General features: G+C 75.6%; 17 protein-coding genes and 1 pseudogene. 9 read left to right on the top strand and 9 right to left on the bottom strand.

Annotation, left to right across the window (positions count from 1 at the left end):
* Window positions 1–155 precede the first annotated feature (155 nt).
* Complete coding sequence (locus tag WA788_RS08285; protein ID WP_335973372.1) at window positions 156–1,538, top strand: aminotransferase class V-fold PLP-dependent enzyme; 1,383 nt, start codon at window positions 156–158, stop codon at window positions 1,536–1,538.
* Here WA788_RS08285 and WA788_RS08280 read toward each other — a convergent pair.
* Window positions 1,516–3,354: an ATP-binding cassette domain-containing protein gene (locus WA788_RS08280; RefSeq protein ID WP_335973370.1), complete on the bottom strand. Its 1,839-nt coding sequence runs from the start codon at window positions 3,352–3,354 to the stop codon at window positions 1,516–1,518. The two genes, WA788_RS08285 and WA788_RS08280, sit on opposite strands and share 23 nt — an antisense overlap.
* A gap of 346 nt (window positions 3,355–3,700) precedes the next feature.
* On the opposite strand from WA788_RS08280, the gene WA788_RS08275 reads away from it, so the two are divergent.
* Window positions 3,701–5,290, top strand: coding sequence for a hypothetical protein (locus WA788_RS08275; RefSeq protein ID WP_335973367.1), 1,590 nt, complete (start codon window positions 3,701–3,703; stop codon window positions 5,288–5,290).
* 93 nt (window positions 5,291–5,383) lie between these two features.
* Here the strand turns inward: WA788_RS08275 and WA788_RS08270 are convergent, their stop codons facing one another.
* The 5 genes from WA788_RS08270 to WA788_RS08250 form a co-directional block, all read right to left on the bottom strand.
* Complete coding sequence (locus tag WA788_RS08270) at window positions 5,384–6,028, bottom strand: HNH endonuclease family protein (protein ID WP_335973364.1); 645 nt, start codon at window positions 6,026–6,028, stop codon at window positions 5,384–5,386.
* Between the two features lie 202 nt (window positions 6,029–6,230).
* Complete coding sequence (locus WA788_RS08265) at window positions 6,231–7,499, bottom strand: TerD family protein (RefSeq protein WP_335973362.1); 1,269 nt, start codon at window positions 7,497–7,499, stop codon at window positions 6,231–6,233.
* Between the two features lie 34 nt (window positions 7,500–7,533).
* Window positions 7,534–11,712, bottom strand: a complete 4,179-nt coding sequence (locus tag WA788_RS08260) for an ABC transporter ATP-binding protein (RefSeq protein WP_335973361.1) — start codon at window positions 11,710–11,712, stop codon at window positions 7,534–7,536.
* On the bottom strand, window positions 11,712–12,761 hold the full coding sequence (locus WA788_RS08255) for an ABC transporter substrate-binding protein (protein ID WP_335973359.1): 1,050 nt from the start codon (window positions 12,759–12,761) through the stop codon (window positions 11,712–11,714). Before WA788_RS08255 ends, WA788_RS08260 begins: the two co-directional genes overlap by 1 nt.
* Before the next feature lie 208 nt (window positions 12,762–12,969).
* Window positions 12,970–13,842, bottom strand: a complete 873-nt coding sequence (locus tag WA788_RS08250; RefSeq protein WP_335973354.1) for an NAD-dependent epimerase/dehydratase family protein — start codon at window positions 13,840–13,842, stop codon at window positions 12,970–12,972.
* A gap of 250 nt (window positions 13,843–14,092) precedes the next feature.
* Here WA788_RS08250 and WA788_RS08245 point away from each other — a divergent pair, with 250 nt between their 5' ends.
* The 7 genes from WA788_RS08245 to WA788_RS08215 all read left to right on the top strand — a co-directional run bounded on the left by WA788_RS08245 (window position 14,093) and on the right by WA788_RS08215 (window position 23,049).
* Window positions 14,093–15,025, top strand: coding sequence for a 5-dehydro-4-deoxyglucarate dehydratase (locus tag WA788_RS08245; protein WP_335973350.1), 933 nt, complete (start codon window positions 14,093–14,095; stop codon window positions 15,023–15,025).
* 52 nt (window positions 15,026–15,077) lie between these two features.
* Window positions 15,078–16,283: a hypothetical protein gene (locus tag WA788_RS08240; protein ID WP_335974132.1), complete on the top strand. Its 1,206-nt coding sequence runs from the start codon at window positions 15,078–15,080 to the stop codon at window positions 16,281–16,283.
* A 266-nt stretch (window positions 16,284–16,549) separates the two neighbouring features.
* The gene (locus WA788_RS08235) at window positions 16,550–17,245 is read left to right on the top strand and encodes a TetR/AcrR family transcriptional regulator (RefSeq protein WP_335973347.1); all 696 of its coding nucleotides are present in this window, start codon (window positions 16,550–16,552) and stop codon (window positions 17,243–17,245) included.
* Window positions 17,246–17,471: 226 nt separating this feature from the next.
* Window positions 17,472–18,614: an FAD-dependent oxidoreductase gene (locus WA788_RS08230; protein ID WP_335973344.1), complete on the top strand. Its 1,143-nt coding sequence runs from the start codon at window positions 17,472–17,474 to the stop codon at window positions 18,612–18,614.
* 61 nt (window positions 18,615–18,675) lie between these two features.
* Window positions 18,676–19,428 carry an alpha/beta fold hydrolase gene (locus WA788_RS08225; RefSeq protein ID WP_335973342.1) on the top strand — a complete coding sequence of 251 codons (753 nt, stop codon included), beginning with the start codon at window positions 18,676–18,678 and terminating at the stop codon, window positions 19,426–19,428.
* Window positions 19,429–19,830: 402 nt separating this feature from the next.
* Window positions 19,831–20,298, top strand: coding sequence for a hypothetical protein (locus tag WA788_RS08220; RefSeq protein ID WP_335973340.1), 468 nt, complete (start codon window positions 19,831–19,833; stop codon window positions 20,296–20,298).
* Window positions 20,299–20,304: 6 nt separating this feature from the next.
* Window positions 20,305–23,049: a tetratricopeptide repeat protein gene (locus tag WA788_RS08215; protein ID WP_335973336.1), complete on the top strand. Its 2,745-nt coding sequence runs from the start codon at window positions 20,305–20,307 to the stop codon at window positions 23,047–23,049.
* 42 nt (window positions 23,050–23,091) lie between these two features.
* Here WA788_RS08215 and WA788_RS08210 read toward each other — a convergent pair whose 3' ends face one another.
* The 3 genes and pseudogenes from WA788_RS08210 to WA788_RS08200 all read right to left on the bottom strand — a co-directional run bounded on the left by WA788_RS08210 (window position 23,092) and on the right by WA788_RS08200 (window position 25,852).
* Window positions 23,092–24,009, bottom strand: coding sequence for a hypothetical protein (locus tag WA788_RS08210; protein ID WP_335973332.1), 918 nt, complete (start codon window positions 24,007–24,009; stop codon window positions 23,092–23,094).
* Window positions 24,010–24,362: 353 nt separating this feature from the next.
* Window positions 24,363–24,923 (bottom strand): annotated as a pseudogene (locus tag WA788_RS08205) (SigE family RNA polymerase sigma factor); the annotation flags it as partial.
* Between the two features lie 98 nt (window positions 24,924–25,021).
* The gene (locus WA788_RS08200; RefSeq protein WP_335973328.1) at window positions 25,022–25,852 is read right to left on the bottom strand and encodes a class I SAM-dependent methyltransferase; all 831 of its coding nucleotides are present in this window, start codon (window positions 25,850–25,852) and stop codon (window positions 25,022–25,024) included.
* Window positions 25,853–25,890 lie beyond the last annotated feature (38 nt).

Genomic DNA, 25,890 nt, shown 5'->3' with positions numbered 1-25,890 from the left:
CGTGATAACCACATCCGCGGACGTGAAATCGCGCTGCGGGGACGGCCGGCCGGACGAACACGACCCCGAACAGGCGCCACCCTTCCGCGCGTCACGGGACCGGGGGCATGCTGGGGGAGGAACTGCTCGGGGGAGCGAAGGGCGGTGGGCCTGGGATGCGGACCATCGACGCACTGCGCGCCGCGGCGGACGGATACCGATACCTGGACGAGGGCGGCCACGTCTACCTCGACTTCACCGGCGCGGGACTGCCCGCGAGGGCCCAACTGCGGGCGCACGCCGCGCGCGTGACCGCCGGCTGCTACGGCAACCCGCACTCCGTCAGCCCCGCCTCCGCGGCCTCGGGCGAGCTGGTGGAGCGCGCCCGCCGCCGGGTGCTCGCCCACTTCGACGCCGACCCGGCGCAGTACGCGGTGGTGTTCACCGCCAACGCCACCGGCGCCTGCCGGCTCGTCGGCGAGGCGTACCCCTTCGCGCCGGGCACCCGGCTGGTCCTCACCCTGGACAACCACAACTCCGTCAACGGCCTGCGGGAGTACGCCAGGAGCCGCGGCGCCGACACCGTGTACGTACCGCTGCGCGCGCCCCTGCTCGGCGTGGACGAGGACGCGATGGACGCGGTGCTGGCCGACCCGCCGCCGGGCGGCGGCCTGCTGGCCTACCCCGCGCAGAGCAACTTCAGCGGCGTACGCCACTCGCTCGCGTGGATCACCCGGGCGAAGGCGGCCGGGTGGGACGTGCTGCTGGACGCGGCCGCCTACGTGCCGGCCAACCGGCTCGAACTGTCCGAGCTGCGACCGGACTTCGTGGCGGTGAGCTGGTACAAGGTGTTCGGCTACCCGACCGGCGTCGGCTGCCTGCTGGCCCGCCGGGACGCACTGGCCCGGCTGCGCCGCCCCTGGTTCTCCGGCGGCACCATCCACGTCGCCAGCGCCCAGGGCCAGTGGCACCACATGGCCGACGGGGAAGCCGCGTTCGAGGACGGCACCGTCAACTACCTGAGCATCCCCGACGTCGAAGTCGGCCTGGACTGGGTCGAGTCGGTCGGCATCGACGCGATACACCGCCATGTCACCGCGCTCACCGACCAGTTGCTCACCGGGCTGGCCGGGCTGCGGCACTCCTCGGGTGCGCCGCTGGCCCGCGTCTACGGCCCGCCCGGCACCGACGGCCGCGGCGGCACCGTGGCACTCAACCTGCTCGACCCGTCCGGCGCCGTCATCGACGAGCGGATCGTCGCGCGCGACAGCGCCGCCCGCACCATCTCGCTGCGCACCGGCTGCTTCTGCAACCCGGGCACCGGAGAGGCCGCCTTCGCGATCGACCGGCGCACCCTGGACGGCGCGGTGCGCACCGCCACCGGCACCATCGACGACTACCTGGGCCGCCTCGGCCTGCCCTCCGGCGGCGCGGTCCGGGTCTCCCTCGGCCTGCCCTCCAACCGCGCCGACGTCACCGCCTTCCTGGACTTCGCGGCCGCCACCTACCGCGACCGCACCCCGGACCCGGCCGGGCTCAGCCCGCGGCTGGTGTGCTGACCGCTGCCGCCCGGGCGCCCTTCCCGGCCCCGGCCCCGGTGCTCCGCGCGGGCCGGCCGACCGTACGGCACCGCCCGGCCAGCACCGCCCACGCCGCCGCGAGGAACAGCGCGGCGAACCCCGCCAGCAGCAGCCAGTCCACCCACACCGCCCGCCCGAACGAGTCGCCGTAGGACGCCAGCAGCGGCGGCCCCAGCGGCGAGGCGCCGTGCGCCCACAGCCGGGGCAGCCCGATCCCGCCGCCCAGCGCCTCGAACGCCCACCGGTTGGTCATCGCCGCGCTCAGCACCCGCCCCGCCCACGCCATCTGCGGCACCGGCACGAACGCACCGGAGAAGAGCACCTGCGGGAAGCACAGCAGCGGCAGCATCAGCGTCGCCTGCTGCGGCTCGGCCACCGACGAGGACGCCAGCAGCCCCAGGGCCAGCGCCGCCGCCGACGCCAGCAGCACCGTGGTGAACAGCGACCCGTACGTGCCCCACCCGGCGGCCGGCAGCCGGTCCAGCCCGCGCAGCACCGCGAGCAGCAGCGCGTCCGCCCCGGCCAGCACCGGCAGCAGCAGCGCCGCCTTCGACAGCAGGTAAGGGCCCAGCCGCAGCGCGGTCAGCCGCTCCCGGCGCACCACCGGCAGTTCGGCGCTGACCTGGAGCAGGCCGTAGGTCAGCCCGAAGAAGAAGCCGCCGAACGCGATCCAGAACAGGATCATCGCCGCCGAACCCGGGCTGGGCGCGGCCGGGTCGAAGGCGCCCGGGCGGAAGAGCAGCGCGAACATCGCGGCGATCACCACCGGCGAGCCGACCACGACAGCCGCGGTCAGCCGGCTGCGCAGCATCAGCTCGGTGCTGCGGCGGGTAAGCAGCCACCACTGGCCGACCGCGCCCAACGGCCGCTGCGGGGAGCTGCCTTGACGCTCCGGACCATGCGGCGCCGGGGCCGGCGTCGGGTCGGGCTCGGGCAGTTCCGGGAGGTCGCGGGCGCCCCGGCGGGCCACCGCCGCGTACACCTCCTCGACGCTCGGCACCGCGAACGCCGTGGTCAGGTCCTTCGGGCGGCCGAGGTAGCCGGGGCGGCCGTCCGGGGTGAGGAAGAGCACCCGGTCGCAGCGGGCGAGGTCGGCGGGCGCGTGCGTCGTGAGCACCACCGTCACCCCCTCGCCGGCCAGGTCCCGCAGGGTCCGCATGAGCCCGGCGCCGGTGGCCGGGTCGAGCCCGGTGGTCGGCTCGTCGAGGAACAGCACCCGCGGCCGGGTCAGCAGCTCCACCGCGATGCACGCCCGGCGCCGCTCGCCCTCGCTGAGGGTGCGCACCCGCTGGGTGGCCCGCGCGGACAGCCCGACCGCGGCCATCGCGCCGTCCACCGCGGCGGCCCGCCGCTCCCTGCCGGTGCCCGCGGGCATCCGCAGCCGCGCCGCGTAGGACAGCGCCCGCACCAGCGGGAGGTCCTCGTGCATCAGGTTGCCGTGCGGCAGGTAGCCCAGCGCGGACCGCAGCCCGGCCGGGTCGGCGCCGTCATGCAGCACCCGGCCGCGCGAGGGCGGCCGGACCCCGGCGAGGATCTCCAGCAGGGTGGTCTTGCCCGAGCCGCTGCCGCCGGCCAGCGCCAGCAACTCGCCCGGAGCGACGGCCAGATGGATGCCGCTGAGGATGTCCCGGCCGCCCCGCACCCGCCGACCCACGCCGTGGGCCGCGACCGCCAGCCCGGTGCCGGCTGCCATTACCGGCCCGTTCGGCCCGTCCAGCCCGGTCGATCCGTCCAGCCCGTCCGGTCCGGTCGACCCGTGCACGCCGTCGCCGTCCATGCCGCCGTCCTCGCTCATGTCACCTGCCCCGTCCGCCGCCGGCCGCCCTCTCCCGGGCCCGCCCGTTCGGACTTCCTACCCCGGGGCGGCACGTAACGTACGCGACGGGGTGCGCGCCGGGGCGCGCGGCGCGGAGTGAACGGCGTCCTGCGGATGGATGAATACTGCGGGCCGCACCCGATCCGCCGGGTGGTGGCTCCGGGGATGTGCCGCGACGGCAATAGGCTGGTCCGCAGCGGCCGTTGTGCGCCGCCGTCGCTGCCACCGGGCGCCGGTGGCCGCCGCCGCGGGCGGCTGCGGCGGTCCGTGGAGCCGCCGCCTTGACCGTATCCTCGCCTCCTGAAGCCGAATGGGAGCCCGCACCATGTCCGCAAGTCCCCTTGCCCTGCCGCCGGTACGGCTGCTGTCCGTGGACGTGCTCGCCGGGCGGGCGCTGGCCGCGCCGCTGCTCGACCGCGCGCTGCGGCTGACCCGATGGGCCGGACAGGAACGGCGCGTCGACGGCATGGGCGAGCTGCTGGACGACGAACTCGTGGCCGCGGCCGAGGAGTTGGGCCTGACCGGTGGCGAGGGGCAGGCCGACGCCGCGCAGGCGTGGGGCATCGCGGTGGACACCGGGTTGCTCGTGCTGGAGATCGAGGAGGAGGCCGAGGAGTCCACGCCGCCCGGCGAGGCGGCCGGGCGGGCGGTCCCCGGCGAGCTGTACGCGCGGATCGGCGCCGGCGTCTCCGCCGCGGAGGGCGCGGGAGGGGCCGAGGGCGCCGCGGGGGCCGATCCGCACGACGTGCTCGACCTGTGGCTGGGCATGCTGGAGTGCGCGCTCGCCGAGTCCACCGCGCCGGACTTCGACAACCTGCCGGGCGACCTGGACGGCGACTTGGCCGGTGGCCTGGGCGGCGACGGCCTTCCGGTGAGCGTCGAGGAGGCGGACCGGGAGGCCGAGGCGGAGGCCGAGCTCCTCGACGCGGCGCTGGTCAACCTGTACGCGCTGTCCGCGATGGAGGACGGCGAGGCGGCGGCCGGCGCAGCGGAGCAGGAAGCGGACGGCGGCGGCCCCGCGGTCCCGCTGCCGGTGCTCGCCGCCTCCCTGGTGCTGCCCGAGGAGGAGGCGGAGCAGCCGAGCGAGGAGGTCCTCGAGGAGGTCACCGCCGTGATGCTCCGGCTGGACGGGCACTTCCGGCTGCTGGAAGGCACCGGCCTGGTCGCGTACACGCCGATGGACGACGCGCTGATCGAGGAGACCGACGACGAGGTGGCCGCGCTCGGCGGCGGCCCCGACGAGCCGGACGACGACGAGATCGCCCGCTACGGCGCGGTCCGGCTCACCGCGCTGGGTACGTACGGCGTCCGCGAGCGGCTGACGGACGCCGGGGCGTACGCGCCGGTGCTCGGCGACCTCGCCGGGGTGAGCGCGGACGACCTGCTCGGCGCGCTCGGCGGCTACCCCGACCACGGGCTGCGGGCCGAGGCGGAGTTGTGGCTCGACCGGCGCGAACCGGCCAAGGCGGCCGCGGAGTTGCTCGCCGCCGCGCAGGACGACGGCGCCGACGGGCCGACCCGGCGGCTGGTCTGCCAGCAGGTGCTGGCGCTGATCGGCGCCCAGGCGGAGACCGCGGTGCGCGACGTCCTCGACGACCCCCGGCTCGGCGGGCTCGCCCGCGTCTGGCTCACCGAGCGCGGCGCGTCCGACGTGCCCGCGCCCACCACCGACATGGTGTACTGGCTGACCATCGACACCATCGCGGCCCAGCTCGCCGCCGACGGCGACAGCGACGAACTCGCCTCCCTCGTCACCGAACTCGTCGCGCGCCACGAGGAGTTCTTCGCCGACGCCTGGCGCGTCGACCACCCGGCCACTGCCGCGGTCCTCGAAGCCATCGGCCGCCTCCACCCCGACCGCCCCACCGCCAAGGCCTCCCGCAAAGCCGCCTTCAAGGCCCGCTCCCGCCCCTGACCGCGCGACGCGGCGCGGGTGGGCGGCGAAGGGGGCCGCCCACCCGGGGCCGGGGCGCCGCTTCCCGGCGTTCCCGGCGAGGGATCGTTTCCGCTAGCAGCCGCTCAGCACCGAGCTGAGCGCGGACTTCTCGGCGCTGTCCACGGTCAGACCGTAGTAGTGCTTGACCTGCACGTAGGCACGCGCGTAGGTGCACTGGTAGGACGCCTGGGGCAGCCACTCCGCCGGGTCGTCGTCACCCTTGGAGCGGTTGGAGTGCGCGGAGACCGCGAGGAGCTGGGGCCGGGTGGTGTCGTTGGCGAACGCCTGGCGCTGCGCGGTGGTCCACGCCCACGCGCCGGAGTCCCACGCCTCGGAGAGCGGCACCAGGTGGTCGATGTCGAAGGTCGACGGGTCGGTGGTGGTGACGCCGTCGTACGGGCTGGTCCAGCTCCCCGAAGTCGCCTTGCAGGAGCTGTCGGTGACGACGTTCGAGCCGTCCCGCTTGATGACGTACTCGCGGGTGTCGCAGGTCCCGGAGATCGTGATCCAGGTCGGGAACAGGTCCCGGTCGTAGGTGGACGCGTGCGTCTCGGGCGTCGCGGTCATCCCCGAGAGGTACGTCCGCGCGGTGGAGGCGGCGATGGGTGTGGGCAGCGCGGCCTGGGCCGTACCGCTGCTGGTGAGCAGGAGGGTGGCCGTGAGCAGGGCTGCCCCGGCTGACGCGCAGAGGCCGCGCAGGAGACGGGTTTTGGGCATGGCTGAGCGCTCCCGTGACTAGAGGGTCGGAAGGTGTCGGGGGGTTGCCCGTCCAGCGTCCCGTCCTCAGGTCTATGCGGGTAGACAGTCAACGGTAAATTTTAGGTGACCATGACATTTTGTTCGGTGTCGGCATGCCAACGGCCCGGTCCCGTACGGGAACCGGGCCGCTTGTTCGAACGGGCGGCGGGTGGCGGGCGGGTCAGAGGGCGGCGGCGCCCGGGTTGACCATGTCGCGCGCGGTGCGGCCGTCGGCGAAGGTACCCAGGGCGGTCATGTCCCACTCGCCGGAGTTCTGGCGGATCAGTTTCGCCATCAGGACACCGCGCTTGGCCTCGCCGTTGGTGAGGTCGAAGCGGACCATCTCCTCGTTGGTGCTCGCGTCGAAGAGTCGGCAGTACGCCTTGGCGACCTTGTTCAGCTTCTGGCCGCTGTAGGAGTTGACGGTGAAGACCAGGCCGGTGGCGTTCGGCGGGAGGGCGCCGAGGTCGATGGTGATGACCTCGTCGTCGCCCGAGCCGGCCCCGGTCAGGTTGTCGCCGGAGTGCTGGATCGCGCCGTTGAGCACGGTGAGCCGGCCGAAGTAGCAGCTGGTGATGTGCTCGCGCTGCGGCCCGTAGACCAGAACCGAGGCGTCCAGGTCGATCGAGCGGCCGCCCCATGCGGGCTCCCAGCCCAGGCCCATCTTCACCCGGGTCAGCACCGGGCGGCCGCCCTTGACGAGCGAGACCGTCTGGTTCTTCTGGAGGTTCACCCGGCCCTTGTCGAGGCTGATCTTGCCGGTGCCGGTGCCGGTGCCGGGCGCGGCCGGGGGCGGCGGGAACTGCGCGGCGGGCGCGCCCTGCGGGGGCGGCGGCAGGTGCGTGGCCGGCGGTCCGGACGGGGGCGCCGAGAACGGCGCCGCCGGGGGAGCGGCGGGCGGGGCCGGAGGCGGCGGAGGCGTGGCCGCGGGCGGCGCCACCGGCGGCGCGGCCGGGGCCGCGGGCTCCTCGACGCTCACCCCGAAGTCGGTGGCGATCCCGGCCAGCCCGTTGGCGTACCCCTGCCCGACCGCGCGGACCTTCCACGCGCCGCCCCGCCGGTAGATCTCCACGACCACCAGCGCCGTCTCCGGCCCGAGCCCGGCGGGCGCGAAGGTGGCGACCACCGAGCCGTCGGTGCCGCGGAGGGTCGCGGTCGGGGTGGTGCCGGCGAAGACGCCGCCGCCGTCGATGCTGGCGGTCACCACGATCTTGTCGATCTCGGCGGGCACCGCCGCGGTGTCCACCTCGATCGAGTCCGGCGCCGACCGGCCGCCGGAGTGGTGGCTCACCCCGGGGCCCTGCGGCTGGTTGTAGAAGACGAAGTCGTCGTCGGAGCGCACCTTGCCGTCGGCGGTGAGGAGCAGGCCCGACACGTCGAGCCGCACCGGGGCGGTGACGTCGACCACCACTCGGGGTACGGAGAGCGGCACATTCGAGCCAGGCGTCATTGCGGTCATGCTGTAGGTAACGACAGATCGGGCGTCACGGTTCCACCCCGCGGGGCACGGACCGGGCCGCCGGACCACCCGCACCAGCGGCCGCAGGGGTATCGGCGGCGGTACCCCCGGCCGCGCCGGCACCCGAGCCGGAGGCCGAGCCGACGTCGGAGCCCGAGCCTGCCTTCGGGGCCGGCGTGGCGTCCGGGCCTGCTTCCGGGTTCGGCGTGGCGTCCGGGCCTGCCTTCGGGTTCGGCTTGGCGTTCGAGCCTGCTTTCGGGTTCGGCGTGGCGTTCGAGCCCGCTTCCGGGTCCGGCGCCGGTACCGCGGCGATCCGCCACCCCCGCGCCCGCTCGTACTGCGCCCACAGCTCCGCGTAGCGTCCCCCGCGCGCCAGCAGTTCCGGGTGCGTACCGCTCTCCACCACCCGGCCGCCGTCCAGCACCGCGATCAGATCGGCGCCCGCGACCGTGGTCAGGCGGTGCGCGACCATCAACAGGGTGCGCCCGGCGCCGAGTTCGGCCAGCGCCTCGTGGACCGCCGCCTCGTTCTCCGCGTCGAGCGCCGAGGTCGCCTCGTCCACCAGCACGATCGGCGCGTCCTTCAGCAGCGCCCGCGCGATCGCCACCCGCTGCCGCTCACCGCCCGACAGCAGCCGCCCGCCCTCGCCGACCCGGCTCCCCCAGCCGTCCGGCAGCCGCTCCGCGATCGGCTCCACCCGGGCCCGCCGAGCAGCGGCCCGCACCTCCTCGCCGGTCGCGTCGGGCCGCCCGAGCCGGATGTTCTCCTCGATCGTGCCGTCGGTGAGGTACACGTCCTGGAAGACCAGCGACACCGCCCCGGTCAGCTCCGCCGACGCCACGTCCCGCACGTCGAGGCCGCCGACCTCCACCCGGCCGCCGTCCACGTCGAAGAAGCGCGCGACCAGCTTGGTGACGGTGGTCTTGCCCGCGCCCGACGGCCCCACCAGCGCCACGGTGCGGCCGGCCGGCACCTCCAGGTCCACGCCGTCGAGCACCGGCCGGTACCCCGGCGCGGAGGCGTCGCCGTAGCCGAAGCGGACACCGGACAGCCGGACCGAGGGCGGGCCCGGGCGGTCCGCCGCCCGCAGCGGCGCGGGCTGCGCCGGTTCCGGCAGCGGCGCCGTGTCCAGGACGGCGGCCACCCGCGCGACCGCCGCCCGGCAGGCGCGCAGCCCGCTCGCGGCGCCCGCCACCACCGAGAACGGCTGGAGGAAGTGCACACCCAGCACCAGCAGCGCCACCAGCCGCGCCGCCCCCACGTCCCCGCCGGTCGCCAGCCGCATCCCCACCACCAGCACGGCGGTGAAGGCGAGTTGGATCGCCAGCCGGCCGAGGTTCTGGCCGGGCAGGGCGCCCAGCACCTCGCGCCGCGCCGCCCGGTGCTGCGCCTCCAGCGCCCCGCCCAGCAGCCCGCGGCCGGCCGCGCCGCGCCCGTACGCCCGCAGGACCGGCTGCGCGCCCGCGAACTCCACCAGCCGCGCGCCCGCCTCGGCCGCCGCCGCGTCGTGCTCGGCCTCCGTACGGTCCGTCACCCGCCGGGCGACCGCGAACACCGCGAGCACCACCGGGACGGTGACCAGCACCGACAGCGCGATCCGCCAGTCGTAGCAGAGCAGGAACACGAAGATCACGGCCGGCGTCAGCAGTGCGCCGACCAGCACCTGCGCGAGCCGCACGCCGAGCGTCACCGTCTCCACGCCGGGGCTGATCAGCCGGGGGAGCTCGCCGGTCCTGCGCTCGTCGAACCAGCCCAGCGGCAGCCGCACCACGTGCGCGCCGAGCTTCGCGTACAGGCCGCGCTGCCAGGCCGCCGACAGCCGCAGCGCGCGCATCTCCATCGCGTAGTGCGCGAACCAGCCGACCACCACCGCCGCGGCCTCGGCCGGCAGCCACAGCGCGGCCCGGCCCGCGTCCCCGGACAGCAGCGCGGTCAGCAGCGGTACGAGCAGGCCGAACGCGGCGCCCTCGCTCACCGCGTACACCGCGGTGGCCGCCAGGTGCCCCGCGACCAGCCGCCGCCGCCCGTCGCCCAGCACCCGCCCCAACATCCCCAGAAGCCCCTGCGGGGCGGCTTTTTCGGCCGGACGGTCAGAGGGTGCCGTGCCGGCGGCAACGGTGCGCCGGGGCGGTGCGATGCCGGTGGCCGGGGTGACGGTCGCGGGTTTCGCCTCGGGGGGCGAACTGCTCGCCGGTGTGGAGGCGTTGGCGTGGTCAGGGCGGTTGGTGTGTGGCGCGTCGGTGGTGGTGCTATCGGTCGGTGCGGCGGGGGCCGGGGTGGCGGTCGCGGTCCTCGCTTCGAGGGGCGAACCGGGCGCCGGTGCAAGGGCGTTGGAGGCGTCAGGGCGGTCGGAGGGCGCCGGGTCGGCGGCGGCCTCGGCCTTCGGGGCGGGCGGGTGCTGGGCGCGCCACATGCGGGCGTAGGGCCCGTCGGCGGCCAACAGCGTTTCGTGGGTGCCGCGTTCGACGATCTCGCCGGCGTCGAGGACGAGGATCTGGTCGGCGTCCACGACGGTGCGCAGCCGGTGCGCGATGACCAGGAGGGTGCGGCCGGCGGCCAGGCGAGCCACGGCGTCCTGGACGGCGGCCTCGGACTCGGGGTCGGCGAAGGCGCTCGCCTCGTCCAGGACCACGATCGAGGTGTCGGCGAGCAGCGCGCGGGCGATGGAGACCCGCTGCGCCTCGCCGCCGGACAGCCGCGCGTCCTCGCCCACCACCGAGTCGTAGCCGCGCGGCAGCCGGCAGACGCGGTCGTGGATCGCGGCGGCGCGGGCGGCGGCCTCGACCCGTTCCCGGCTCGCCCCGGGGTCGCCGAGCGCGATGTTGTCGCGGACGGACTGCCGCAGCAGCACCACGTCCTGGAAGACGAACCCGACGTGGCGGTGGAGTTCGGCCCGGTCCAGTTCGCGGATGTCGACGCCGTCCAGCCGTACCGCGCCGCCGGTCACGTCATGGAAGCGGGCGGGCAGCATCCCCAGCGTGGACTTGCCCGCGCCCGACGGTCCGACCACGGCCGTGACGGTGCCGGGCCGCAGCACCGCGTCCACACCGTGCAGCACCTCGCGGTCCTCGGTGTAGCCGAAGCGCACCGCGTCGAAGGTGAGCGTGGGCGCCGTACCGGGGGCGGGCGCGAGCACCGCGGGGTGCTCGGGCACCGCCTCGGCCGGTTCGCGCAGCAGCCCCGCGACGCGGTGCGCGGCCGCGCGGGCCCGGCGGGCCTGGTCGCGGGCGGCGTAGATCGGGGTGAGCTGCTCGAACAGGCCCAGGCCCAGCAGGACGAACGCGATCACCCGCACCGGGTCGGTCCAGCCCGCGGCGACCAGCGCGATGCCGCACCCGGTGACGAGCAGCAGCACCGTGGTCGGGGCGACCGTCGCCCGGGTCAGGCCGCGCTGCTTGGCGAACCCGGCCTGCGCCGCCTCGCCCGCGTCGGCGTACTCCGCCGCGGCCGCGGTGAAGCGGCGCGGCGCGCCCTGCCCGCCGAACGCCTTCGCGACCGCTATGCCGCGCACCAACTCGATGGTGGCGGCGGACAGTTCGAGCCGGGCGGCGCCGATCCGCCGCAGCGGCTCCGCGGTCTTCGCGGCCAGCCGCATCCGGATCGTCTGCGCGCCGCCGACCAGCGCCACGGTGAGCAGCGCCAGCCGCCAGTCCGCCCACAGCAGGTAGCCGACGATGACGGCCGGGCCCGCGACGGCGGCCGCGAGGTCGCCCCTGGCGTGGGCCACGGCGTGGTGCAGCGCGGCCACGTCGTCCTGCACCACGGTCTTGACCTGTGCCGAGACCCCGCCGGCGAACCAGCGCAGCGGCAGCACCGCGAGGTGGTCGGCGAGCGCGCGGCGCAGCGCGATCGCCAGGTCCGCGTCGGCGAGGTGGCTGACCAGCGCGGCCAGCAGCGACAGCACCAGCCGCGCGGCGAGCAGCCCGGCCGCCCACCAGGTGACCGTCCACAGCCCGCCGGCGTCGCCGCTCCACCGGCCGTGCGCGTCCACCCCGGCGAGCAGCCGCCGGGCCAGCTCGACGACGGCCACCATCGGCGCCACCGCGAGTGCGGCCGCCAGCGCCTCCATGACGGCGGCGGCCGTCACCCGGCCCCGTACCGGCCGCTGGATGTCCGCGAGGTCGGCCCGCGCCTCGGCCTCCCGCGTCTCCCGCGCCGCCTTCGCCGCGTCCTGCGTCCCGCCCTGCTGCCGTGTCCGGCGCATCAGGCGGCCGCCACGGCCTTGACCAGCTGCGGCACCGTGCTGTCCAGCCCGTAGGGGATGCTCAGCACGGACGGGAAGGCGACGGCGATCGCGGTCTTGAAGTCCAGGGCGATGTACGAGCCGCGCTTGACCGCCTTGAGGTTGCGGAAGAGCGCGCCCTTCTCGAAGGCGGCCTGGTCCTTGGGGGTGGGGTAGGTGAGGATCAGTACGTCGGCCTCCAGCAGGTCCAGCCGCTCGGCGGAGATCTGGGAGCGGCCCGGCGTGCTGCTCGCGGGCAACTTGGTGACCTGCGGGGCGAGTTCCATGCCGAGCTGGCTGAAGAAGACCGCCGAGGCGTCGGTGGGGCTGCTGATCGTGTAGACCTGGCCGGCCGTGACCGGGCCGAACGTGAAGGTCTTGCCGGCGAGTTCGGGGTGGTCGGTGCGGACCCCGGCGATCTTCGCCTTGACCTGGGCGACCAGGTGGTCCGCCTTCGCCTTCTGCCCCAGCGCCTGCCCGGCGCGTTGCGCCATCACGTCCCAGGTGTCCTTGCCGATGCCCGACTTGACGCCGAGCGTGGGGGCGATCGCCTTGAGCTTCGCGAAGTCGTCCTGGAGGGCGTAGTCGTCGGCGGCCAGGATCAGGTCGGGGCGGGCGGCGGCGATCTTCTCCAGTGGCAGCCCGGCGGTGCTGTCGACGAGGGTGACGCCGCTGCCGGGGCGGGCCCAGGGTGAACGCCCGTCGGCGAAGCTGCCGTTGCGGTTGGCGAGGACCAGGCTCGCGCCGAGTGCGAGCGCGAGGTCGGTGTCGCGGCCGTTGCCGTACGCCACCACGCGCTTCGGCGCCGACTTCACGGTGAGCGGGCCGGGTTGGCCCGGCACCGTCACCGGGAAGCCGCCGGCCGTTCCCGTGCTGCTCTTGGCGCTGTCCTTCGGGGCGTTCTTCGTGTCGGAGCCGCAGCCCGTCAGCGTCAGGGCGGCGCCCGAGGCCAGCGCGGCCCCCGCGAACAGGACGCCGCGCCGCGAGGCGGGGACAGGGGCCTTGGCGGTGGTGCGGGGGCGGGCGTTCACGGGCGGGGCTCCTTCGACGTCGGTAAGTTAGGTGAGCCTAACCAAACCGCCGTCCCTTCGCCCGGGCCTGTCCGGCTGGCGACACAGCCTGTCCGCAGCCTGTCCGCGGGCTTTCCGCCGCCGTCGCCCCGGCCCGCCCGCCGCCCTTCCCGCCGTGCGCCCGCCCCCGCCGTACGACTGCCGTCCGGCTGCCGACACGTGCTGTCCGTCAGTACGGCCAGATCGGCGGGTCGGTGCAGAACGCGCCGCCGAGGTTCGCGTGGGCGGGGTTGTCCGGGTCCAACTCACCCTGTTCGGCGATCAGTTGCGCGGCGAACACCTCGGAGTCGTCCTGCGGTTCGTAGCCCAGCGCCCGCGCTGAGGCAAGGTCCCACCACAGCCGGGTGTTCGCGGAGGAGCCGTAGACGACGGTGTGCCCGGTGGTGCCCGCGCTCAGCGCGGCGTGGAAGAGCCGGGCGCCGTCGGCGGGGCTCATCCAGACCGACAGCATCCGCACGTTCGACGGCTCGGGGAAGCAGGAGCCGATCCGGACCGAGACGGTGTCGACCCCGTGCTTGTCGGCGTAGAACTGCGCCAGGTCCTCCCCGAAGCCCTTGGACAGCCCGTAGAAGGTGTCGGGGCGGTGCGGGGTGCCGATCGGGATCAGCGGGTCGTCGCCCTGCGGGCGCGGGGTGAAGCCGACCGCGTGGTTGCTGGAGGCGAAGACCACCCGCGGGGGCGCGCCCCCGGTGCGGACGCCCTCCTCGCGGACCGCCTCGTAAAGGTGGTAGGTGCCCTGGATGTTGGCCGCGAGGATCTTGTCGAAGGTGGACTCCACGGAGATGCCCGCCAGGTGCAGCACCGCGTCCACCCCGCGGACCGCCTCGCGCAGCGCGTCCCGGTCGGCGAGGTCGGCGGTGATCGCCTCGGGCGCGCCGGCCGGGTCGCGGTCCGCCTCGCGGTCCGCCTCGCCCGGCAGCGGTTCGACCGGCCGTACGTCCAGCAGCCGCAGGTCGTATCCGTACGACGGCAGCAGCCCGCGCATCAAGGTGCCCAGCCCGCCGGCGGCGCCGGTGAGCAGGACGGTGCGAGGAGCGGTCATGGAGATGCCTCCTGGTTCGACTGGTTCGACGGGTTCGACGGGTTCGACGGCCGAGTGGGCCCGTGCAGCGTATGCAGACCCGCAGCGTATTCAGATACATGGACAATGGGGAGGGGGCGCCGGGGGCGCCGGGGAAAGTCCGTCCGCTTGACCCGTGCCCGGGGCCTCGCCTAGCGTGGCAGCGTTCATAAATATGGACGTGAATCACAAGGGCGCACGACGCGCCGTACAGCTCCGAGGGGGACACCCGATGACCTCGCCCGCGCTCGCCGAGCGACTTGACGGTCTGCTGTTCTTTCCCGTGACGGCGTTCGACTCCGACGGCGCGCTCGACCTCGACGCCTTCCGCACGCACGTCCGGCGCGGCATCGAGGCCGGCGCCGCGGCCGCGTTCGTCTGCTGTGGCACCGGCGAGTTCCACGCGTTGACCCCCGAGGAGTTCGGCGCGTGCGTGGCCACGGCCGTCGAGGAGGCGGCCGGCCGGGTCCCGGTGGTGGCCGGCGCCGGATACGGCACCGCGCTCGCCCTCCAGTACGCCGCCGTGGCCGAACGGGCGGGCGCCGACGGCCTGCTCGCCATGCCCCCCTACCTCGTGGTCGCCGACCAGCAGGGCCTGCTGCGCCACTACACCGCGCTCGCCGCGGGCACCGGCCTGGACGTCATCGTCTACCAGCGCGACAACGCCGTCTTCACCCCCGAGACGGTCGTCGCCCTGGCGAAGGTGCCGAACATCATCGGCCTCAAGGACGGCGTCGGCGACCTCGACCTCATGCAGCGGATCATCAGCACCGTCCGCGCCGAACTGCCCGGCCACCCCTTCCTGTACTTCAACGGCCTGCCCACCGCCGAACTCACCGGCCTCGCCTACCGCGGCATCGGCGTCACCCTCTACTCCTCGGCGGTGTACGCCTTCTCGCCCGAGATCGCGCTCGCCTTCCACCGCGCGCTCACCGCCGGCGACGACGACACCGTGCGCGCACTGCTCGACGGCTTCTACCTCCCGCTGGTCAACCTCCGCAACCAGGGCCGCGGTTACGCCGTCTCGCTGGTCAAGGCCGGGGTGCGGCTGCGCGGGCTGGACGTCGGCGAGGTGCGGCCGCCGCTGTCGGAGCCCACCGCGGCCCACGTCAAGGAGCTGGGCGAACTCATCGAGCGCGGCCTCGCGCTGGCCGGCGGGCGCTGACATGGCCACCGGCCGGCCTTCCGGCGCAGACGTCTCCGGCGCACCCGCCCCCCTGCGGACCTCCGCCTTCCTCTACCCCTGGGACGTCCTCGGCGACCCCGCGGCCGCCGACCGCGTCGCCGCCCTCGGCGTCCAGCAGGTCACCCTCGCCGCCGCCTACCACTCCACCCGCGCGCTGACCCCGCGCCACCCCGCGCGCCGCGTGGTCACCGCCGAGTACGCCGCCGTCCTCTACCCGCCCGACCCCGCCCGCTGGCAGCCGCACGCCCTGCGCCCGTACCCCGCGGGCGCCTGGACCGGCGGCGACCCCGACGCCTACGGTACGGCCGCGGCAGCGCTGGCCGCCGCGGGCCTGGACGTGCACAGCTGGGTGGTGCTCGCCCACAACTCCCGGATGGGCGCCGAGCATCCGGACACCAGCGTGGTCAACGCCTACGGCGACCGCTACCCGTGGGCGCCGTGCATCGCCCAACCCGCCGTCCGCGCCCACCTGGTGGAGCTGGCCGCCGAAGCCGCCCCCCGACCCGGCGCCCTCGGCACCGAGTTGGAGTCCCTCGGCTGGTACGGCCTGGCCCACCTGCACGCCCACGACAAGATCGGCGGGGTGCCGCTCGGCGACGCCGCCACCTACCTGATGTCGCTCTGCTTCTGCCCGCACTGCCGCGCGGGCTACGCCGGGCTCGGCGCCGACCCCGACCGCCTCGCCGCCGACGTGCGCGCCGCCCTCGGACCCGTCTGGTCCGGCGCCGCGGACGGCGCCGCCGACGGCGGGGAGCGGGCGGCGGGCCGCGACGGCATCGAGCGGCTGCTCGGCGCGGAAGCGACCGCCCTGACCTTCGACTGGCGCACCCGCACCGCCGGTTCGCTCCAGGTCGAGGCGATCGCCGCGGTCCGGGCCGCGGCCGCACCCGGCTTCCAGGTGCTTATGCACGCCGACCCGCTGCCCTACCGCTGCGGCGCGAACGCCGGGGTGGACCCCGCGCACATCCTCGGCCACGCCGACGGCCTGGTGCTGCCCTGCACCGGCGGACCGGCCGCCCGCGAGGCGGTCCTCGCGCCGTTCGCCGCGCACCGCCGCGACGGCACCGTGCTCGCCGCGAACTTCACGGTCGTGTCCGGCATGGGCGGCAGCCCCGGCACCCTCGCCGCCGACGCGGCCCACGCCGCCGCCCTCGGCGCCACCGAACTGCGCCTCTACCACGCGGGCCTGGCGAGCGACGCCGACCTCGCCGCCGTCCGCACCGCCCTGCACCCGTAGCCGCCTCCGCACAGCCCCTCTCCCGCCATGCGGCCCGGAGGACGTCCCCGCCGACGGCGCGGGCCCGCTCTTCGGCGTGGGGGCGGGCCTCCGCCGGGGACCGGCCACGGTGCCTGCGGCCGAAACGAGACCAACGCGGGTCCGGCGGCCCCTCGCCGATCCCGCTCCGGCAACGGATCGTTCGCGGCAACCGTCGTTCGCGGCGGGACGAGAGGGGACCGGACAGCCGGCCGGTGCGGCCCGAACATGTTCGTTACGATCGGGTGATGACCGCGAGAAGAGAGCCGATCAGCCGCCGGGAGCGTCCGGCGAAGCCCGCCCTGTCCCGGCGCTGGATCGTGGACACCGCCGTGCGGATCATGCGGGCGGAGGGCCTGGGAAAGGTCACGATGCGCCGCCTGGCGCAGGAGCTGGATACCGGCCCGGCGTCGCTGTACGTCTACATCGCCAACACCGCCGAACTGCACGCGGCCGTGCTGGACTCCCTGCTCGGCGAGGTCGACCTGACCGGGCGGGACGGCGGTGAGGACTGGCGCGAGCAGCTTCGTGCCGTCATGGCGTCCTACACCCGGGTGCTGTTCGCGTACCCGCAGTTGGCGCGGGCCGCGCTCGTCGCCCGTCCGAGCGGCGAGCACTACCTGCGGCTGTTGGAGCGCGTCCTCGATCTCCTCTCGCACAGCGGCGCCGGTCGCGAGCAGGTCGCCTGGGGGGTGGACAAGCTGCTCCAGGACGCGACGGCCACCGCTGCCGAGCACGCGACGCGTGAGCACGACCCTTCCTCCGCGGACGAGTGGAACGCCACGGCGCGTGCGCTGCACGCCGTGGACGGCGCGACGCATCCGGCGATCGCCGCGCACATGCCCGCGCTGATCGGCGGCTCGGTGCCGGCCAGGATGCGTTGGAGCTTCGACGTCCTCGTCAACGGCATCACGCGCACACCGCTGCCGGAAGCAGGGGACTGATCCCGGGCGGGGTGACCGGCTCCGGCGACGAGGTCGCCGGGAAGCGGCAGCCTCCCCGCCGTCTCTTGCCGCGGCGAGTCGAACTTGTTCGCAACGAACATGTTCGTTACCGTGGACGGAGTGAACGCGGCATCCCTCCTCCTCGCCGCGCAACCGCCCGTGCGAGCAGCCGTGCGCTGACGGACCCGCGCACCGAGGTGTTCCCTTACTGCTTTCGGAGGCCCCCATGAGCACCAGCCACGTCCCGATCGCGATCATCGGCGCGGGCCTCGGCGGCCTGACCGCCGCCCGTGTCCTGCACGTCAACGGCATCGGTTCGGCGATCTTCGAACGGGAGGCGTCGGCGGCGGCCCGTACGCAGGGCGGGATGCTCGACATCCACGAGGGCGACGGGCAGAAGGCCCTGCGCGCCGCCGGCCTCCACGACGGCTTCCTCAAGATCGTCCACGAGGGCGGTCAGGCCATGCGCCTGCTCGGCCCCGACGGCGCGGTGCGCGTGGCCGAGGAGGACGACGGCACCGGCGGCCGGCCGGAGGTGGACCGCGGTGACCTGCGGGACCTGCTGCTGGGCTCCCTGCCCGACGGCACCATCCACTGGGGACGGAAGGCCACCGGGGCCCGGGCGCTGGACGACGGGCGCCACGAGGTGGCGTTCGCCGACGGCTCGGCCATCACCACCGATCTCCTGATCGGCGCGGACGGCGCCTGGTCCCGCATCCGGCCGCTGGTCTCCAGCGCCCGTCCCGCCTACACCGGCATCTCGTTCGTCGAGACCGACCTGTTCGACGCCGCCACCCGCCACCCACGCAGCGCCGAGGTCGTCGGCGGCGGGTTCTTCATCGCGCTGGGAGGCGAGCGAGGTGTCCTCGCGCACCGGGAGAGCGACGGCAGCCTCCACGTCTACACGGCGCTCAAGGCCGGCGAAGACTGGCTGGACACGGTCGACTTCACCGACCACGCCGCCGCCAAGGCCGCGGTCCTCGCCCGCTTCGAGGGCTGGGACGAGGGCCTGCGCGCCCTGGTCGCCGACGCGGACACGATCACCCCGCGCCGTATCCACGCCCTGCCCGTCGGGCACCGCTGGGACCGCACCCCGGGTGTGACGCTGCTCGGTGACGCCGCCCACCTGATGTCCCCCTTCGCCGGGGAGGGCGCCAACCTGGCCATGTTCGACGGCGCCGAACTCGCCCTGGCCGTCGCCGCGCATCCCGGCGACACCGATGCCGCTCTGGCCGCGTACGAGGAGGCGCTGTTCCCGCGCAGCGAGGCGTCCGCCGCCGAGTCCGCCGCCAGCCTGGACAGCATGTTCGGCGAGCGGGGCCTGGAGCACATGGTCGCGTTCTTCACCTCCGGCCCGGCAGCCCGGTGACGCCGGCCCCTTCGGCCACCCCGCCCTCAGCCACCGAACCCCCCGCAACTGGAAGCACCTCATGACCGCACCTGAGCAGCGCACCGTTCCGGTGCGGCCCGGCCTGGACCTCGACGTGCGCGCGGCCGGCACCAGCGGCAACCCGGTCCTCGTCCTGCACGGCGGCCCCGGCCCGTCCAGCATCGCGCCCCTGGCCGACCACCTCGCATCGGATCACAGGGTGCTGGCGCCCACCCACCCGGGCTGGGACGCCACCCCGCGGCCCGACGATCTGGACTCCGTGCCCGCACTCGCCGCTGTCTACCTGGACCTGCTCGGCCACCTCGGGCTGGACGACGTCACGGTGATCGGCACGTCCTTCGGCGGCTGGGTCGCCACCCAGACCGTCCTGGACGACCGCGAGGGCCGGATCTCCAAGCTCGTCCTCATGGACGCCATCGGCCCCGCCCTCCCCGGTCGGCAGATCACTCTGCCCGCCGGGCCACCGGCTCCGACGGCCGCAGGACCGGCGCCGCAGGGCGGACCGTCCGCCCCGTCGACGGCCGCCATGCGCGCCTACGCGGGGCCGGCCATGGCGGACGCCGGCATGCTGCCCCGCCTTTCCACCGTCACCTGCCCGGTCCTGGTGCTCTGGGGCGCCGACGACGCGGTCGTCACCCCCGACTTCGGCCGCGCCTACGCCGCGGCGTTCCCCGACGCGCGATTCGCACTCATCCCCGGCGCAGGACACCTGCCCATCCGTGAGAAGCCCGAGACGGTCTTCACCCATCTCGACTCCTTCCTCGCCCCCCGGGCCCGGGCCGCCCGCCACTGAACCCCTGCCCGCCGGTTCCCCGCCCGCCGGCCGACCGCGGCGTGGTCCTCGGCAAGCGGCGGCGGGCGCAGCGAGCGAAAGCTTCCCCCAGGCGCCGCAGGCCCTCTCCTGCCGGAGCACCCCGGGGCGCGGCGATCATGGGGGTACCGCCGCGCCCCGGCTCCTCCGCCCCCGCCGGGGCGGGAGGGTCGGTGCGTATCCATGTCGCCACCGGGGCGCGAGGGGTTGCCGTGGCGGCGCAAATATTTCCCGAAGCCGCCGGAAGAGGGTGCCGATGGCCCTGCGGCGCCGGCGCCCGGCACGCCGGCCGGCCTCCGCGCTTCCGCTGACGCGGGCCGGCCGGCGCGGCATGATGGACACACGCGAAAGGAGCGCCGCAGCCCCGGACATCGAGGAGGATGCATGCTGGAAGCAGCCGCGGACCTGGCCCTGTCGGGCGCGACGACCGTGGTGGCGGCGATGGCGACCGACGCGTGGGCGGGCGCCCGTGACCGGCTGGCCCGGCTGTTCGGACGCTCCGGCGGCGCCCAGCAGGCATCCCTGGACGCCCAGTTGGAGGGAAACGCGGCCCTTGTGGCGCAGGCCGAGGACGCCGAGCGCGTGCGGGCGGCCCTGGTCCCGGTGTGGCAGCTGCACTTGGAGGGCTTCCTGCGCGAACACCCCGAGGCCGCGGACGAGTTGCGCGTCCTGCTGAGCGAGATCCGCTCCGCGCTGCCCGAGGACCGGCGGGCCCAGGTCCAGATGAACGTCGCCCGCGACAACGGCCGGGTGTTCGCCGCCCAGGGCGGCGACGTCATCGTGCACCAGGCGCCGGAGAACCCGCCGGGCGCACCCGGGCCCGGCGCCGGCCCCGCAGCGGATCGACGGTGACCGGCGGTGGCACCGCCGGCGACCCCGCCCCCTGACACCGGGGGCGACCGCCAGGTCGTCCAGGTCGAAAGCGGCTTCGGCTACGGCGTGGTCGGTGCCGACCTGCACGTCTTACCGGACCGGGGCCCGGTCTACCTGCTCGGTGAGCACCGCGCCACCGCGCAGCCGGACCCGCACTGGCTGCTGGCCCAGCCCAGCCGGCTGCTCAACGCCCGCTTCCGGCTGGTGGAGTTCACCGGACGGGCGCGGGAGCAGGCCGAGTTGGCGGCCTGGCGCGACGCGGACGGGCCGCGGCTGGCGGCCCGGTGGCTGCACGGGCCCGGCGGCCAGGGCAAGACGCGGCTGGCCGCCGAGTTCGCCGAGCAGAGCGCGGCCGCCGGGTGGAAGGTCGTCAGTGTGACGCACGGCCCCGGCACGGCCGCGCCACCCCCGGGCAGCCACGCCCTGGAACCCGGCGCTGCCCCCGGCATCCTGCTGGTCGTCGACTACGCCGACCGTTGGCCGCTGACCCACCTGACCTGGCTGTTCAGCAACAAACTGCTGCACCGCGACCTCCCGACCCGGTTGCTGCTCCTCGCCCGCTCGCTCCACCCGTGGCCGCCGATCCGCGCCGCGCTGACCGAGCTCCAGGCCCGCACCGACGCCTGCCTGCTCCGGCCCATCGGCGACAGTGGCGACGGCGGCGGTGGCAACAGCGACAGTGGCTACGGCGGCGGCCCCGGCGGCAGCGGCACCGACGCCGCCGCGGACGCCGCCCGGCGCCGGATGTTCACGGTGGCGCGCGACTGCTTCGCCCACCGCTACGGCGTCCGCGACCCGACGGCCGTCGAACCGCCCGGCCCGCTGCGGCACGCCGACTTCGGCCTCGTCCTCACGCTGCACATGGCCGCGCTGGCCGCCGTCGACTCCCACGTCCGGGGCGGCCGGCCCCCGACCGACCCAGCGGGCCTGTCCGCCTACCTCCTGGACCGCGAACTGCGCCGCTGGACCCAGCTCTTCGAGAACCAGGTCGAGGGCCTGGACTTCCGCACCCCGCCCGAGGACATGGCGCGGGTGGTGTTCGCCGCGGCGCTCACCGGTCCCACCGCCCGGCCGCGGGCCAAGGACATCGTGCGCGGCCTCGACCTGGAACTCCCCCCGGGCCGGGTGCTCGACGACCACGCCGCCTGCTACCCGCCCGCCGAACCCGGCGCGGCCCTGGAGCCGCTGTACCCGGACCGGCTCGCCGAGGACTTCATCGCCCTCACCCTGCCCGGCCACACCACGACCGGCCACCCCGCCCGGTCCTGGGCGTTCCCCGTCGCCCAGGCCCTCGGCCGGGCCGCCCCCGACGGCTCGCCGCCCGGCCACATCGGCCGCACCATCACCTTCCTGACGGCGGCAGCCGGGCGCTGGCCCCATGTGACGGCCCACCTGTCCCAGATCCTGGCAGCGGACCCCGGACTGGCGCTGGAGGCGGGCGGCCCGGCGCTGACCGCCCTCGCCGGCCTCGACCTGGACACCGGACTGCTCGAAGCGCTGGCCGCGCGCTTCCCCGACCGCCATGTCGACCTCGACACCGGCATCGCCTCCGTCGCGGCGGCCCTGGCCCGGCGCTACCCGGCGACGACCCACCCGCACGCCCGCGCGGACGCCCACTTCACCCTGGTCTACCGGCTCAACGACGCCGGTCTGCACCAGGAGGCGCTGGCGGCGTCGCAGGAGGCGGTGCGCCTCTACGAGCGCCTGGCCGGCACGGACCCGGCCGGCTACGAGATCGCTCTCGCCCGGGCCCTGCACAACCACGGCCACGTCCTCGGGCGGATGGGACAGCTCCGGGAGGGCCTGGCCGCGACGGAGCAGGCGGTGGCGGTCTACCGGCGCCGCACCGCCCGCGGTGCGCTGGCCCGGCTGCTGCGCTCGCGGCGCCCGGGCCCCTACGACGCCGACCTCGCCACCTGCCTGCTCAGCCTGGGCAGCCGGCTGGCCGAGGTGGGCCGTGAGGAGGAGGCCCTGACGGTCACCGAGGAAGCGGTGGCGGTGCGCCGCCGGCTGGCCGCGTTCGACCCCGCGGCCGCCGACGAGGACCTGGCCGACTCCCTCGCCAACCTCGGCATCTACCTGTCCGGGGTGGGCCGGGGCGAAGAGGCGCTGGGGCCGGCCCAGGAGGCGGTGGACGTCTACCGGCGGCTGGCCGCGCGCGACCCGCAGGCGTACGAACCCAACTTCGCGTCCTTCCTCAGCAACTTCGCCCTGCACCTCATCTATGCCGACCGGGCACGGGAGGCGCTGGGCCCGTCCGAGGAGGCCGTCGCGCTGTACCGGCGGCTGGCCGCGAGCAACCCGCACGCCTTCGAGGACGGCCTCGCGCGGGCCCTGCACAACCACGGCCTCGCGCTGGCGGACACCGACCAGGAGGCGCAGGCCCTGGCGGTGACCAGGGAGGCGGTGGAGTGGTACCGGGCGGCCGGTGCCAGGAGCCCGGCCGCCGTCGAGCCCGAACTCGGCGCGGCCCTCACCCTCTTCGCCCAGGTACGGGCGGGCGCGGGCCGGGAGCAGGACGACGCGCTGCGGGCCGCCGAGGAGGCGGTCGCCCGCTACCGGCGGCTGACCGAGGAGACACCGGGCGCGTTCGACGACCGGCTGCGCAACGCCGTCCGCGCCGCCGCGCGGGTGCTGGACGGGCTCGGCCGCACACGGGAAGCCGCGGAGCTGCGGCGCGCCCACGGCATCGACGAGGGCACCGGCGACGGTTCGGCGCCCAGCAGCTGAGGGCACCCCGGTCGGCTGCCCGGCCGGCTGTCCCGTCCGCGGTCAGAACCCGCCGGTGCAGGTGGCCGGTCCGGCCGGCCCGTCGGCGGTGACGGTGTAGCGGTCGGCGGAGGTGGCGCGGTCGCGGGCGGCGTGGTCGAACTGGCCGGCGAAGGTGTACGTGCCCGGCGGCAGCGTCTGGCCCGGGTTGAGCGTCCAGCGGTAGAGCAGGTCGCCGCCGCTGGTCGAGACCGAGGTGGTGACCCCGCTCGCCGAGGTGTAGCTGCTGTTGCTGTCGACCTCGCCCGACCGCCCGGACACGCGCAGTTCCACGGTGAGCGAGGTCAGCGCCACCGTACTGGTCACCTTGACGTCGTCCTCGGTCCAGTAGGCGTTGCTGTTCGGGTCGACGCTGCCGCCGGAGGTGACCCCGCCGTTCGCGTGGCCGGTCTCGGTCCCGGTCCCGGTCCCGGTGGCGGGCGTGGACGGCCCGGTGCCGTCGGGTGCCGCGGCCACCCCGCCCGCGGACGGTGTGCGGGTCGGCGCCTTCCCCTGGCCGCGGGTGGTGCGGTGCGCGCTCGGCGTCGTACGGCCCGGGTGCGGGGCGCTGTGCTGCTCGACCGGGTCGGACCGGGCCGCGCCCCCGGAGGCGTCCGACGGCGCGGGCCGCGGCGCTGTGGCGCTGGCGGCGCCGGACGTCACCGCGCCGTGTCCGGGCGCACTGCCGTCGCCGCCGACCTCGCCGACCGCGAGGCCGCCGATGGCGATCGCGGCGGCCACGGCCGCGGCTGCCGCGCTGACCCGCATCCAGGGGGCGGGGGAGTGCTCCCGGGGCGCCGCGTCCGGGGCGGCAGCGTGCGCCGGCCCGCACTCCGGGGCGGCGATCGCACGTTCCACCCGGGCGAGCATCCGCTCCCGGTCCGGGCGGTGCGCGTCGGCCGCCTCGCGCAGTTGTCGTGGCAGATGCGGCAGTTCGGTCATCGCAGTTCCCGTCCGGTGTGCGTACGCGGGCGTGCCGTGGGATGCGCCGATCCCGGTAACGGTGCCGCCGCGCCTGGTTCTGCGCCGGTCCCCGCCGCGGGAGCGCTCCCGCGGACCGGCGTACTGTCCCCCGTCCGTGCCTGCCGCCCTGTCTCGGCGCCCTCGCCGTCGCCTTCCGGCTCGGGCTCCCCGCCCCGGTCGCCGGTGCAGGGAGCCGCCAACTCGGCGGTCTGCGTGGGGCGTTGCGCCGCAAGGAGGGTAGCGCGCGCAACGGTGTCCACGGCGTTCGCGCCCTCCTGGGGACGCGCCGGGGCGGGCGCGGGAGCCTTGGCCAGGGCGGGCGCCCGGACGGTGGCCACCGTCGCGACCGGTGCCTGTGCCGGTGCCGGGCGGGGCGGCTCGGCCGGCTGGGCGAGCAGCCGCTCCAACTCCGCCACCCCGCGCGAGGTCTGGCTCTTCACGGTGCCCACGGAGATGCCCAGCGCCTCCGCGGTGTCCTTCTCCGACAGGTCGAACGCGTGCCGCAGCACCACGCACGCCCGCTTGCGGAACGGCAGCCGCTGCAACGCCTCCCGCAGGTCCAGCACCGCGGGCACGTCCGGCTGCTCCGTGACCCGTTCGGCCCGCTGCGACCAGAACAGGGCGACCCTGCGCCGCTCCCGGACCGCGCTGCGGATGCGCGAGCGGGCCAGGTTGGCCACCACCCCCCGCGCGTACGCCACCGGGTGCTCGGCCGCCCGCACCCGGTCCCAGTGCCGCCACAGCGCCACCAGCGCGTCCGCCGCGAGGTCGTCCGCGGTGTCCGCCTCACCCGTCAACAGGTGGGCGAGGCGGGCGAGTTCGGCGTAGTGCTGTTCGAAGAACGCGTGGAAGGCGGCCGCGTCGTCGGCCTCGGCGCCGTGCTCGACGGACATGCCCACGGTCACCTCTTCCTGCCCGGACCTCCGCGCTACGGCGCGGCGCGAGCGTAGCAGCGGGGTCCGGGCCGGCGGCAGAGGCCGGGAGCGCCGACTTACCGCCGTACCGAGCGCTGCACGACGGTGATCAGGGCCAGTTCGAACTCGCCCTCCGCGGTCTCCGGGCGCGCGGCCAGATACGAGCGCACCCGCTCGACCAGCGCCTCCCGCTCGGCCGGTTCGCGGGTCAGCGCGTGCGAGTGGGTGCCGATCGTCGCCGCCAGCGAGTCGGCGGTACGCCGCTGGGTGTGCGGGAAGTACGCCTCCTCGACCGGGAACAGCTCGGGGTGGGACCCGATCGAGCGGTCCCGGGACCAGGTGCGAAAGCCCAGCCGGCTCGCCAGGACCGTGCCCAGGCCCGCGACCCAGTCGACCCGTTCGTCGTCGGTGTTCCACAGCGCGCCCAGCACGCCGCCGGGCCGCAGCACCCGGGCGATCTCCGGCAGCGCCCTGGTCTGGTCGAACCAGTGCAGGGCCTGCCCGGCGAGCACCGCGTCCACCGAGGCGTCCGGCAGCGGGATCTCCTCCGCGCCGCCCTGGAGCGCCCTCACCCCGGGTGCATAGCCGCGCAGTTCGGCGAGCATCTGTCCGTCGGGCTCCACCGCGGTCACCCGGTGGCCGAGTCCGGCGAGCACCGCGCTCAGCTTGCCGGTGCCCGCGCCGAGGTCGAGGACGTCCAGGGTGCGGTCGGCCGCCCCGAGCCCGGCGTCCAGCGCGGGCTGGAGCGCCCAGCGCACGCCGTTGGCCGGGTAGTCGGGCCGGTGCCGGGAGTACGCGGCCGCCGCCGCGCCGAAGGACGAGGCGAATCTGCCGATCGTCTCCGGGGAGAACTTGTCGATGCCGCCGGTGTCTTCCGTGCGGGTCCCGCCCGCGTTCACGTCAGCCATCCCCCGAATCTACGGCGCCCCGCCCGGAGTCCGGCTCC

This window comes from Streptomyces sp. CA2R106, from assembly GCF_037034245.1.
GTDB lineage: Bacteria > Actinomycetota > Actinomycetes > Streptomycetales > Streptomycetaceae > Actinacidiphila.
The sequence above is the reverse complement of the archived record's forward strand: the minus strand, read 5'-3'. Positions and strand labels throughout refer to the sequence as shown.